Annotated in this window: 11 protein-coding genes; 10 read left to right on the plus strand and 1 reads right to left on the minus strand. The window is 39.1% G+C overall.

Features of this window, described 5'->3' with window-relative positions; genetic code table 11:
- The first annotated feature begins 137 nt into the window (after positions 1-137).
- From FCI53_RS16155 to ilvD, 7 genes are all read left to right on the plus strand, one after another.
- A complete protein-coding gene (locus FCI53_RS16155; RefSeq protein WP_138420073.1) occupies positions 138-1,082 on the plus strand; it encodes a hypothetical protein in 945 nt (314 codons plus the stop codon).
- Positions 1,079-1,663, plus strand: coding sequence for a hypothetical protein (locus tag FCI53_RS16160; protein WP_138420074.1), 585 nt, complete (start codon positions 1,079-1,081; stop codon positions 1,661-1,663). Before FCI53_RS16155 ends, FCI53_RS16160 begins: the two co-directional genes overlap by 4 nt.
- 82 nt (positions 1,664-1,745) lie before the next feature.
- On the plus strand, positions 1,746-2,783 hold the full coding sequence (locus tag FCI53_RS16165) for a FecCD family ABC transporter permease (protein WP_138420075.1): 1,038 nt from the start codon (positions 1,746-1,748) through the stop codon (positions 2,781-2,783).
- Position 2,784: 1 nt separating this feature from the next.
- Positions 2,785-3,798, plus strand: coding sequence for a FecCD family ABC transporter permease (locus tag FCI53_RS16170; protein ID WP_138420076.1), 1,014 nt, complete (start codon positions 2,785-2,787; stop codon positions 3,796-3,798).
- Positions 3,799-3,816: 18 nt separating this feature from the next.
- Positions 3,817-4,761: an ABC transporter substrate-binding protein gene (locus tag FCI53_RS16175; RefSeq protein WP_138420077.1), complete on the plus strand. Its 945-nt coding sequence runs from the start codon at positions 3,817-3,819 to the stop codon at positions 4,759-4,761.
- A gap of 155 nt (positions 4,762-4,916) precedes the next feature.
- Positions 4,917-5,903 (plus strand): NAD(P)/FAD-dependent oxidoreductase, encoded by a 987-nt coding sequence (locus FCI53_RS16180; protein ID WP_138420078.1) that lies wholly within the window; start codon positions 4,917-4,919, stop codon positions 5,901-5,903.
- A 169-nt stretch (positions 5,904-6,072) separates the two neighbouring features.
- The gene (gene ilvD, locus FCI53_RS16185) at positions 6,073-7,758 is read left to right on the plus strand and encodes a dihydroxy-acid dehydratase (protein ID WP_138420079.1); all 1,686 of its coding nucleotides are present in this window, start codon (positions 6,073-6,075) and stop codon (positions 7,756-7,758) included.
- A 51-nt stretch (positions 7,759-7,809) separates the two neighbouring features.
- On the opposite strand, the gene FCI53_RS16190 is transcribed toward ilvD, so the two are convergent.
- Positions 7,810-8,925, minus strand: coding sequence for an NAD(P)/FAD-dependent oxidoreductase (locus FCI53_RS16190; RefSeq protein WP_138420080.1), 1,116 nt, complete (start codon positions 8,923-8,925; stop codon positions 7,810-7,812).
- A 475-nt stretch (positions 8,926-9,400) separates the two neighbouring features.
- Between FCI53_RS16190 and FCI53_RS16195 the strand changes: the two genes are divergently transcribed.
- From FCI53_RS16195 to FCI53_RS16205, 3 genes are all read left to right on the plus strand, one after another.
- Entirely contained in the window at positions 9,401-10,483 is a 1,083-nt protein-coding gene (locus FCI53_RS16195) for an ABC transporter substrate-binding protein (protein WP_138420081.1), read from the plus strand.
- A gap of 125 nt (positions 10,484-10,608) precedes the next feature.
- Positions 10,609-11,598 (plus strand): ABC transporter permease, encoded by a 990-nt coding sequence (locus FCI53_RS16200; RefSeq protein ID WP_138420082.1) that lies wholly within the window; start codon positions 10,609-10,611, stop codon positions 11,596-11,598.
- 1 nt (position 11,599) lies between these two features.
- A complete protein-coding gene (locus FCI53_RS16205) occupies positions 11,600-12,394 on the plus strand; it encodes an ABC transporter ATP-binding protein (RefSeq protein ID WP_138420083.1) in 795 nt (264 codons plus the stop codon).
- The last annotated feature ends 216 nt before the right edge of the window (positions 12,395-12,610 follow it).

The raw sequence follows: 12,610 nt of genomic DNA on the forward strand, positions 1-12,610 counted from the left end.
ATAGTCTTTTGCATTCGGTAGAAGTAAGATGAAAATTACAACATTTGATTTTCCTAAATCCATCCAAAAAGGCCTTTACACCGTATTCCTATGATAAAATGGTTGAAGTTCTTATTATCGGGAGCGGGGGGATTGGGTTGAATAGTAAAGGATTATGGCTTGGTATTGGATTGATCATCATTAGTTGGATAGCTAACTATATCTATTTTCAAACGCATCAGTTGGAACAACCAATCTTTTTAGATCACTATTACGGACGTCAGATTGAGCAGGAAGAAACTCATTTACCATTCCATTACTTAACCAATAAGCAAAATCCATTGGAGGTCCAGTACATACAAGTTGATGATGTCCAATTGTATCCTGTAGACAATCAAAGTTTTGGTGTATGGCAGGCTACACAGCCGCAAATACAATACGAACAGGAATTCCGCCATCACTATTTAAAAAAAGTGAATGTAAATGTTCCATCGAACGTCATTCCAATATCTGAAGACAACCCATCATGGTCATTTGAACAGATGCAAGTGTATTTTACTGATGGTAGTGTCACGAACGCAACGGTTGGTAAGGTTCGTTTATACAATCGACTAAACAATGAAAGTGTACTTGAATTTCGTTCTGGCAGTAGCAGTAATCAGCACCGAGAGTCAACGTCATTAATGACAACAGAGGAGATTAGAATTGATGCAATTGATGTCCCATTTGCTGAAATTAGTAATGAAGTAGCGATAAAAGTAGATGTAGAACAAGAAAAACTACAAGAGTTAGAAGAAATAAAGCAGAATGGTGAAAGACCAGATTGGCATAAGCGGGATTTCGAAGTTCCATGGGAAGAGGTGCCTGGTATCACCATTGATGATGAAGTTTTTCCGCTTGAAATGGAAAGGGACGAAGCCTTACGACTGTTTATGCGTTTTAACCCAAATCGGGTGAGTTACTTTCACTTTGGGATTGAAATGGTAGGCGAGACTAAATCAGGTGAACCCTTTGTCACGGAAACATTCATTCATGATCTCCCATATTTAGAGCAGGACGATATAAACCAAATCATTGATGAGAAGCAAGGGGGACGGTCATGATGCGGGAAGCTTTCAGCAAAGTGTTTTGGGGTTATTTATTTATACTAATCGAAATTCACTTTCTTGTTATTGACGTTTTACCCGAACCATTAGGATATTATTTGATTTATGCAGGTGCAACAGCATTGATTGAAACGTATCCAAGTGGACAAAAGGTAAGGAATAGTGCATTAGGATTAACGTTTTTTTCTATCCCTGCTGTATTTATTGAACAACAGGCGAGTCAAGTCTCTTCTATCAGTGGCGTCATTTCTGGATGGGGAGTTTATGATGTAATCCTTTCCATCTTGCACATTATGCTTATCTATTATTTATTTCAGTGGATGAAGACAATTGTACGAGATAAAGGTAAGACAGAAATGATTGGTCGTACCATAAACATGGAAAGAATTATCCTATTTATGCTAGTGGGTATAGAAGTAGTCAGACCATTTGCTATGAATGTATCAAGTGAAACATTTACCCTACCAGTGGTAGTCGCAATAATTGTTAGTATCATCATCCAAATTAGTTTTCTAGCATTATTGCGTCGTTTTATGAAACTTGATGATGGTGGAGATGCCAGTTACTCAAGTGATTGAAATTAAATCCATGGTTGGCAGTTTTATTGAGATTCAGCTATAATGAGAATGGTTATCATTATTAAATTAAAGGTAAGGTTTTATGGAAAATATAAATGCTGAAAATAAACGAACAAGATCACAACGGGAATCAAGGCCAATACTAGCGATCGTGATCTTAGTTGTTGGAAACGTACTGCTAGCAATTGCATTAGCTGCTTCTGTTTCCATTGGGGCTTCAGAAATTGGTTTTACTATGGTGTGGGATGCAATTTTTGCATTTGATACCGATTCAACTGCCCATCAAATTATAGAAGAAGTTCGCTTACCAAGAGCACTTACGGGCGCGTTAGTTGGTGCAAGTTTAGCTGTTTCTGGTTCTATTTTACAGGGAATTACAAGGAATCCTTTGGCCGCGCCATCGATTATGGGGATTACGGATGGCGCTGCTTTTTCATTAGCCATTATCTATTCGTTTATCCCAACCATGGCGTATTCGCAGATTATGTTTTGGTCCTTTATTGGTGCAGGGTTAGGCACGATTCTTGTGTTTGGTATTGGTTCGATTGCTAAAGGTGGGTTAACCCCTGTCAAGTTAGCATTAGCAGGGATCGCTGTTGGTGCATTGTTAAGGTCACTTGCCTCAGGTATAGCCATTTACAATGATGTCGCCCAAAATATGAGTTTTTGGTATGCTGGTGGGTTAGCTGGTTCAAAGTGGCTTAGTCTACAATTATTACTTCCTATTAGTGGTATTGGTTTATTATTAGCACTTGTTTTAGCTCATTCTATTACAGTCCTAAACTTAGGAGATGATGTGGCTAAAGGATTAGGTCAACGAACGTTTGTAACCAAGGGTTTAGGAGTTCTGATTGTGATGATGCTAACAGGTGCTGCTGTATCGGTTGCAGGAGCAATTGGTTTTATTGGTTTAGTGATCCCACATATTACTCGATTTCTGGTTGGTGCGGATTATAAATGGATCATTCCTTGTGCAGCAATATTAGGCGCGTTATTGTTAGTGTTAGCTGATATTGGTGCGCGAATGATTAATCCCCCTTTTGAAACGCCAGTTGGTGCATTAACGGCGGTAATTGGGGTTCCCTTTTTCCTATATTTAGCACGAAAAGGGGGAGCTTAACATGAAGCTGTCTACATATATCAAACAAAAGCCTCTTCTTTTCATTGGGCTGCTAAGTATATCGATTGTTGTTTTATTTTTTGTATCACTTCAGACGGGAACTGCTGCATTAAGTCCATTGACAGCAATTCAGACATTGTTTGGTAACGGGACAGAAAAAGATAGTTTGATTTTGTTTGAGTTTCGTCTGCCTCGTATTGTCATTGCGATTCTAGTAGGAGCGGGTTTGGCTGTATCTGGTGCGATTCTCCAAGCAATTACCAAAAATGAAATTGCCGAACCGGGAATCATTGGAATAAATGCTGGTGCAGGATTAGCAGTGGTCTTATTTATCTTTTTTGTTAAAGATATTCCGTTTGGTTTTTCTTCTACCTATTTATTACCGGTTACTGCCTTAGTTGGTGCTTTGACAGCGGCAATAGCTATTTATTTATTTGCTTGGAAAGATGGCATTTCACCAGTTCGATTGGTGTTAGTAGGGATTGCTGTGAACTCGGGGATTAATGCATTATTAATTATATTTCAGTTGCGAATGGATCCAAAAGATTTCGACCAGGCGATTACTTGGCTATCGGGAAGTATATGGGGGGCAGATTGGACCTATGTGCTTGCGGTTCTACCTTGGGTGATACTGTTAATTCCTTTGGCCATTCTAAAGGCATCGTCATTAGATATTCTTCATAATGGTGATGATATTGCATCTGGTTTAGGGATTCATGTGGAAAGAGAAAGAGGAATATTCTTATTAATTGCTGTGGGGTTGGCAGGTGCAAGTGTATCTGTCGCAGGGAATATCGCATTCTTAGGGTTAGTTTCTCCACATCTTGTTCGCAGAATAATTGGACCAAAGCACCAAATGTTAATACCCGCATCGGCCTTAATGGGAGCACTGTTATTAATTGTTGCAGATATGATTGGTAAAAATTTAATGGCACCTTCTGAGATACCGGTTGGAATTGTTATTTCTGCGCTAGGTGCACCGTACTTTATCTATCTATTAATAAAAACAGATTAAAGAAGGAGAGATATTTATATGAAAAAGTCATTGTCCATAATGCTAGGACTTATTCTATTGGCAAGTTTGTTAGTTGCTTGTGGTGGTGAAACGCAAGAACAACCGACGGAGGAAAGCGAGACAGAAGAAGGTAATGAGGCCCGAATGGTAGAAGACGATCAAGGGGAAGTTGAAGTTCCGAGTAACCCAGAACGTGTTGTGTCACAATATTATGTTGGCCATTTGTTGACATTAGGGGTAGAACCAATAGGTACACTTCCAACTGAATTAGATAATCCTTATATTCAAAATCAAATTGATGGTATTGAAAATATAGGTGATCCAGTAGATGTGGAGACAGTCATTGAATTAGATCCAGATCTTATCATTGCTTCCGATCAACAGTCCTATGAACAACTGGAAAAAATAGCCCCAACCGTATTGATTGAATATGGTGCGCACCATGTGATCGAAGAAATGGAGCTATTAGGTGAAGTCTTAGGTGAACAACAACAAGCAACAGATTGGATTGAACAGTTTGAAGAAAAAGGTCAACAAGCTAAACAACAGTTAGATGGGATTGTTGCTGAGGATGAGACTGTATCGATTATAGAGATCTGGGCAAACCAAATATATGTATATGGAAACAAATGGGGTAGAGGCGGTTATAACTTGTACAATGTGTTAGAATTAACGCCCCCAGACATGGTCCAAGAAAATTTAATTGATGATCAACCATACCTAGAAGTATCACTAGAATCATTACCAGACGTAGCAGGCGATCATATTTTTCTTTCTGTTTATGGTGATGATGGTGGGGCTGAACGTGCACAAGAAATCCGAAACAGTGATGTTTGGCAATCACTTGATGCAGTCAAGAACAACAATGTTTATGAAATAAACATTGATGACTTTTTCTACTTTGATCCGATTGCATTAGAAGAACAGTTGGATGTGCAAGTAGATCTATTACTTGGGAAATAATTGAAGGAATAGCTTCATTAACTAAACAAGCGTCTACCTGTGTAAGGAAATCAGACGCTTGTTTTTTAGCATGTAAAACTCATAAAATAGTGCTAGTAACCGTTATCGGAAAAAAGGTTGGCGTTAGCTAAAATTCTTTAAAGGAGAGTTCATCAATGAAGACAAACAATGATCTATATGATGTTGTTATTATAGGTGGAGGGACGACGGGATTGTTTGCCGCACAGTATAGTAGGATGAGAGGTCTGACCACTAAATTGATTGAGGCAAAACCAGCGCTTGGTGGTAAAGTCGCGCAATTTTTTCCGGAAAAATATATTTATGATATTGGTGCAATCCCTGACATACGTGGTAATGCATTAATCACACAAATGGTGCAACAAGCAAATAAACACCAACCTACCATTGTGAAAAACGAATGGGTGAAAGCGGTTCATAAGAGCGGTGGAAAATTTGAATTGATAACAGATAACACAACGCATGATGCAAAAACCATTATTATTGCAACAGGTATGGGGTCTTTTGAAGTGGCAAGTACACAACTAGATGTGAACCTTCATACATATTGCAATGTACATATGACTTTACAAGATCTGGATCAGTTTAAAAATAAGGAAATTGTGATCGTGTCAAATAATCGAGTGGGACTTGATTGGGCACTTACATTAGAACCGATAACGAAAAAGGTTTATTTAATCAATAATCGAGAATCATTTCAACATGCATCAGAACACGAATTGAAAAAATTATGGTCCTCATCGATAGAGTTAAGAATAAACGCACAAGTAAACAACATTGATGGTAATAAGGAGCAAGTAAACTGTATCGATATTACGACTAGTAGTAATGAACAGGAAAGCGTTCGTGTCGAACATTTACTTGTATATGATGGTGTTAAGTTACATGCAGCCCCGTTTCAGCAATGGGCATTAGGTACTGAAAAGGGAAGGGTGCATGTCGATTCAGCGATGGCAACGAATGTTGAAGGAATCTATGCAGCAGGGGATGCTACTATCTATCCGAATAAAACCATGTTGATTGCTTCTGGTTATGCAGAGGCGATAACGGCGGTGAATAGTGCTAAAAAGTATATTGATCCGAGTTCAAGTAACCAAGTGTATAGTACAGTTATTTACAAGTAGTATGGAAAGAGTTGCGAATTACTAAAATGGTTCTTTTTATGTCACAATGCGCAAATTTCTTTCCATTCTCTTTTTTTTATAAATAAAGTAGTCAGAAAATATGAAAAATATTGAACTATGTCAATTTTGGTATTATAGTAAATAGAAAGAGAGATTAGGAGGAATAGGGATGAAAAAGGATCTACGCATTAAAAGTCATGTATTTGATGATTCCAAACGAGCACCAAATCGCGCGATGCTACGTGCAGTTGGTTTAGAGGATGAAGATTTTAAGAAGCCGATGATCGGTGTAGCAAGTACATGGAGTGAGGTTACTCCTTGTAATATGCATATAAATGATTTAGCCGTTCGTGCGAAGGAAGGGGCCCGTGATGCGGGTGGCGTTCCGTTAATCTTCAATACGATTACGGTGTCGGATGGTATTTCCATGGGTACACAAGGAATGCGCTACTCTTTACCGAGTCGTGATTTAATCGCTGACTCCATTGAAACAGTTGTAGGGGCTGAAAACCTTGATGGGTTTGTTACCATTGGTGGTTGTGATAAGAACATGCCAGGTTGTATGATTGCTATTGCCCAATCAGAGGTTCCTTCATTATTCGTGTACGGTGGAACAATTGCACCAGGATACCGAAATGGAGAGAAATTAGATATCGTCTCTGTTTTTGAAGGTGTTGGAAAACATAATAATGGTGATATCAGTGATGAAGAACTTCACGGAATTGAATGCCATGCCTGTCCTGGAGCGGGTTCTTGTGGAGGAATGTACACAGCAAACACGATGGCATCTGCCATTGAAGCACTTGGTATGAGTCTACCAGGAAGCTCGTCCAACCCAGCAGAATCAAAATATAAGGAAGAAGATTGTAGAAAAGCTGGTGAAGCGGTCTATACTCTATTAGAAAAAGGAATTTATCCTAAAGATATTATGACAAAACAAGCGTTTGAAAACGCGATAACAGTTGTAATGGCATTAGGTGGTTCCACGAATGCTGTCCTTCACTTACTGGCTATTGCACATGCAATTAATGTCGATCTAACGATTGATGACTTCGATCGAATTCAAAAAGAAGTACCTCACCTTGCAGACCTTAAGCCAAGTGGAAAATATGTCATGGAAGATCTTCATAAAATAGGTGGTACTCCAGCTGTGATGAAAATGCTTTATGACGCAGGCTATCTACATGGTGATTGCTTAACCGTTACAGGTAAAACAGTTGCAGAAAACCTAGAGGATGCGACGCCGTTGCCAGAAGATCAAGAAATTATTCTACCATTGGACAAGCCATATCGAAAGACTGGTCCATTAGTAGTATTAAAAGGGAACCTTGCGCCACGTGGTGCACTTGCTAAAGCTTCAGGCGTTAAGGTAAAACGTCATACTGGACCAGCAAGAGTGTTTGATACAGAAGATGAAGCAACAAAAGCCGTAATGGATAATGAAATTAAAGAAGGAGACGTTCTTGTTATCCGCTATGAAGGACCTAAGGGTGGACCAGGTATGCCGGAAATGTTGTCCATCTCCGCCATCTTAGTTGGGAAAGGTCTCGGACAAAAGGTTGCCCTGCTAACGGATGGTCGATTCTCTGGAGGTACACACGGTTTAGTAGTTGGTCATATTGCACCTGAAGCACAGGTAGGTGGACCAATTGCCTTGTTGCAAGAAGGGGACATTGTCACGATTGATTCAGAAGTGCAAGAAATAACGATGGATGTGTCAGAAGAAGAGTTGGAACAACGTCGAAACAATTGGACCGCTCCACCTCTTTATTCAAAAGGTGTGCTAGGGAAATATGCACATAATGTTTCCTGTTCATCTATTGGTGCTGTTACAGATAATTTTGATGAAGAATAAGAAAAAGGGCTCAGGTTTTGTACTGAGCCCTTTTTCTAACGTTGTAATAAGTTATTCCATTGCACCGGCGACAGGATAGGAATCTAAATCAATCTCTAATGGTTTGCCAAGTGCGAGTTTTGCAAGCTGTTCTCCAATATATGGTCCTGTTGTGAGACCAGATGACCCAAGTCCATTAGCGACAAGAATATTTTCAAAGTTTGGAACAGGTCCAATAACGGGAAGGAATCCAGGTGTGACAGGTCGGAATCCAACTCTTGTCTCCAGTACGGTACTTGTTGCAAGATCAGGTGCAATACGCAATGCTTTTTCAAAAATTTCTTGCAACCCTATTGGTGTAACCCGATAATCTAGTCCAACATGGTTTTCATGAGTTGCTCCTGCTACCACGCGCTGATCGTCAAATGCTAGTAGATAATGGTCACTAGGTGGCATGACAACAGGCCAACTGCTTGTATCTACATCTGGTAACTTTAAATGAGTGATCTGTGCCTTCTGCGGCTCTACCTTGAACGAAACACCAATTTGTTCCAATACCTTCCCGGCCCACACACCAGCAGTAACAATTACTTGGTTTGCCTCTATCATTTCTTGATTCACGATTACGCCTGACACTTGTTGCCCGGTAGATTGGATTTCAGCATCTCCTTTAATGAATGACGCGCCATGTTTTACTGCAGCTTGGAGTAAGGCGTCTCGTAATAGCCTGCCATCGACACGGGCTGCCCCACTAACATGGACAGCACCAAACCCTTCTGCTAGGGGAGGAAACATGGCTTTAGTTTCAGAAGGAGTTAACATGGTGATTTCACCAATTTCAGGTGCATCTTCTTTGCGTTTAATTGCCCGTTTTTCCATATCTAGTAGCTTTTTCTCTTCTTTACGAATACTAATCGCACCGACTCGTTTATAGCCTGTTTCTGTTTCTCCGTCTTGTTCAAGATTGCTAATTAATTTAGGATAAAAACCAGCGCCATTTTTGGCTAAGGTATACCAGGCTTTGTTTCTACGTTGAGACAACCATGGGCAAACAATACCCGCGCTTGCATCTGTTGCTTGGCCAAGATCTTTTCGGTCTATAATTACAACTGGTGCCCCTTCTCTTGCTAAATGATAAGCAGTAGAAGCTCCTAATATGCCTGCACCGACTACTATGTAAGGTTTCATGATTGCTTCACCTCTATATTTTGCTAACAAACAATATAAGGTAATGAACAAAGGATTGTTTGTTAAATGATTTTGTTATCTAGTTTGCTACATCTGAATTAATTTAACAAGGTATAACGTTTGCTAAACTCACTAGAAGTTCACGGAAAAAAGAATAAGGTCCCGCCCGTCCAACCACCAAAAAGGGCTGAAAAGGTGAAAATAACGGAATGAGAGATCGCCTATAATAGTAAGCGGTTCGTGGCCTTGCTAAATGTACAGGTTCTACGAGCATCTCTCCGAGAGTTAAGTACGCAAATTCACGTCGGATTTTATATTTTCTGTGGCAAAATCAGCAGTAGTAAGCATGCCTATTTTAATTATTCCAACAATTACTTTCGCAATAATCAAACAAGTATGTACAACTGTGTGAAATTATGTGATATAATGTAGCACAAATATTTCGAATCTTTGAACAAAAATAGGGGGATGGAAAATGCTAAAGAAAGGCCTTTTTTTATTCGGTTTAGTACTGATTAGTTTATTATTATTAGTGGCTTGTGGGACGAGTGATGAAACAAATTCATCTGATTCTGATTCAGATTCGAATTCAGAAACGACTCCCGCGTCAGAACAAGAACAAGAGGAGCAGAGTGAAGAGTCAGAGCAAGCAGAGGAGTCAGATACTTACACAATTGGTGCATCACAAATTGTCGAACACCCTTCACTTGATGCTGCATATAAAGGGTTCCAGGAAGCAATTGACGATGCAGGTTTAGAAGTCGAATATGATTACCAAAGTGCTCAAAATGATGTTAACAATGCTAGTACAATAGCAAAGAACTTTGTTTCAGATAGTGTGGATTTAATTTTTGCCAATTCCACACCAAGTGCTCAAGGTGCGTTGGCAGCAACAGATGATATTCCAATCATTTTTACTTCTGTTACAGATGCAGTTGAAGGTGGTCTAGTAGAATCGATGGATCAGCCAGGAGAGAACATTACGGGGGTTCTAGATTTACACCCAGAATCAATTGAAAATACGGTGAGCTTTATTGACACTTATTTTGAAGAAGCAACTGTTGGTCTGATCTATAACTCTGGAGAGGCGAATTCCGTTGCGCAAATTGAAGCGGTGAATGCGGCGATTGAAGGTACAAGTTTAAACACGGAAGAACGTACGGTTGCCACCTCAGCTGATGTACAACAAGCAGCCACTACTTTAGTTGGTGATGCAGATGTTATTTATGTTATTACAGATAACACGGTCGTTGATGCTTTAGAAGCAGTTGTCGGTGTTAGTAATGACCAAGATATTCCGCTAATTGTTGGGGAGCCTGATTCCGTTAGAAAAGGTGGCTTTGCAACTTATGGTATTGATTATCATACAATCGGATATCGTGCCGGTGAAATGGCAGTAGAAGTTTTAACAGGGGAGAAAACCACATCAGATATCCCGGTAGAAATTCCGCCAGAAATGCAACTATTTATTAATAAAGATGCTGCAGAAGATCAAGGTGTTGAGTGGAATGAAGATTGGGATGAAGAAGCACAATTTTTAGAAACGGAAACAGAGTAATTGAATAATGCATTGAATACACAATTCATCATAGGAATGACTAAAATATTGTAGTGAATTAAACCGACATTTATCCTTACAGGTTTATTTGTCGGTTTTTCCTATATTAAAGGAGAGATCGCAGCATGTTTTTTTCAATGTTCGGTGCTGTAGAATCTGGTATTATTTTTGCAATCATGGCACTAGGTGTTTATTTATCATTTCGAATACTAGATTTTCCAGACTTGACCGTAGATGGTAGTTTTGTAACAGGCGCAGCGGTTGCTGCTGTATGTATTGTTAATGGTGTATCACCTGTTATTGGTACGTTATTAGCTGCAATTGCTGGTTTTTTTGCAGGTAATATTACTGGTATCTTAAATACAAAAGGAAAGATAAATCCGCTATTATCCGGGATTTTAATGATGACTGCTCTTTATTCCATTAATTTACGTATCATGGGTGGACAGCCGAATATTCCTTTGCTAAATGAGTCGACAGTTTTTAATATGTTTGATTCATTTTGGGGGCAATTGGGTATTGACGAGGCATTAAATGGGCTGCTTGGTTCCTGGGGAGTTGCGCCTTTACCTAGTACATGGATCGTTCTGTTTGCCACTATAGTAATTATTATTTTCGTCAAATTGCTTATAGATTACTTTTTAACGACTGAAATTGGCTTGGCATTAAGAGCTACAGGGGATAACGAAAAAATGATCCGTAGTTTATCTGCCAATACAGATTCATTGAAAATTATTGGTTTAGGTATATCCAACGGCTTAGTTGCCCTATCTGGTGCATTAATTGCTCAGAATGATGGGTTTGTCGATTTAAAATCAGGTATTGGAATGATTGTCATTGGACTTGCATCGGTTATTATTGGAGAAGCGCTGTTTGGTAAGAAAACGATTGTAAGGACAACATTAGCAGTGATAGGTGGTGCAATTATTTATCGAATTGTTGTCACCTTGGCACTACGGGCTGACTTTCTAGATACTGGAGATATGAAGTTAATATCCGCAATATTAGTAGTTGTTGCTTTAGTTGCTCCTAAGTTTATATCGACGATGAAGGACCAGAGACGAAGGCAAAGAAAACGAACAGAGTTAAACAACAAGGTAAAGGGGGCCTCCTAAAATGCTAAATTTAAAGGACATTTCTGTCACCTTTAATGAAGATACACCAGACGAAAAGAAGGCATTACAAGATATTGATTTAACACTTGGTGAAGGTGATTTTGTCACTGTGATCGGTAGCAATGGTGCTGGTAAATCGACATTAATGAATGTTATTTCAGGTAGTCAACGACCAGATATTGGTTCTGTAGAAATCAACCAAAAAAATGTGACCCTTTTGCCAGAATTTAAACGTTCTATGTTTATTGGGCGAGTCTTTCAAGATCCAATGGCAGGAACAGCGCCTTCCATGACAATTGAAGAAAACTTAGCAATGGCATATGCTAGAAATAAAAAACGAAAATTGCAAAAAGGTGTTACGAAAAAGCGAAAGGAACTATTTCGCGACTACCTATTAACACTTAACTTAGGGTTAGAAGACCGTTTAAATGCGAAAGTCGGCTTGTTATCAGGTGGAGAACGACAAGCCCTATCTTTGTTGATGGCAACTTTTACGGAACCAGACATTTTACTATTAGATGAACATACAGCTGCACTCGATCCATCAAGAGCAGAGTTAATAACCAATCTAACAGGTGATATCGTTAAAAGGTTCAATTTAACAACATTAATGGTGACCCATAACATGCAACAAGCATTAGATTTGGGTAATCGTTTGATTATGATGGATAAAGGACAAATTATATTAGATATTGATGGGAAGAAGAAACAAGAGTTAACAATTGAAAAATTACTACATGAATTCAAACGTATCCGTGGCGAACAATTAGACGATGATCGTGCAATTTTAGGATAAAATGATGTTAAAACAGTTGCTTTGATTTTATAAAGCAACTGTTTTTTTGTCTTAAGCTCATTCCTTAAAGATTGTTGTTAGCTGCGTATAAGCTATATACTGTGCAATAACTATTGTAATTCTGCTTTCTTCTATTCTGATTAAAATAAGTGTTATACCATCGCTACGGCAGAATACTACGCTTTCCATGGGCACGGCCTCAGCTAACTTGGTAAA

It is taken from the genome of Aquibacillus sediminis, from assembly GCF_005870085.1.
Classification (GTDB): Bacteria; Bacillota; Bacilli; order Bacillales; family Amphibacillaceae; genus Aquibacillus_E; species Aquibacillus_E sediminis.

What these genes read in the sequence shown, in the direction of transcription:
- FCI53_RS16195 (WP_138420081.1), top strand. Translation starts at nt 9,401, where the DNA reads ATGCTAAAGAAAGGCCTTTTTTTATTCGGTTTAGTACTGATTAGTTTA.
- FCI53_RS16175 (WP_138420077.1), top strand. Translation starts at nt 3,817, where the DNA reads ATGAAAAAGTCATTGTCCATAATGCTAGGACTTATTCTATTGGCAAGT.
- ilvD (WP_138420079.1), top strand. Translation starts at nt 6,073, where the DNA reads ATGAAAAAGGATCTACGCATTAAAAGTCATGTATTTGATGATTCCAAA.
- FCI53_RS16200 (WP_138420082.1), top strand. Translation starts at nt 10,609, where the DNA reads ATGTTTTTTTCAATGTTCGGTGCTGTAGAATCTGGTATTATTTTTGCA.
- FCI53_RS16170 (WP_138420076.1), top strand. Translation starts at nt 2,785, where the DNA reads ATGAAGCTGTCTACATATATCAAACAAAAGCCTCTTCTTTTCATTGGG.
- FCI53_RS16180 (WP_138420078.1), top strand. Translation starts at nt 4,917, where the DNA reads ATGAAGACAAACAATGATCTATATGATGTTGTTATTATAGGTGGAGGG.
- FCI53_RS16165 (WP_138420075.1), top strand. Translation starts at nt 1,746, where the DNA reads ATGGAAAATATAAATGCTGAAAATAAACGAACAAGATCACAACGGGAA.
- FCI53_RS16160 (WP_138420074.1), top strand. Translation starts at nt 1,079, where the DNA reads ATGATGCGGGAAGCTTTCAGCAAAGTGTTTTGGGGTTATTTATTTATA.
- FCI53_RS16190 (WP_138420080.1), bottom strand. Translation starts at nt 8,925, where the DNA reads ATGAAACCTTACATAGTAGTCGGTGCAGGCATATTAGGAGCTTCTACT.
- FCI53_RS16205 (WP_138420083.1), top strand. Translation starts at nt 11,600, where the DNA reads ATGCTAAATTTAAAGGACATTTCTGTCACCTTTAATGAAGATACACCA.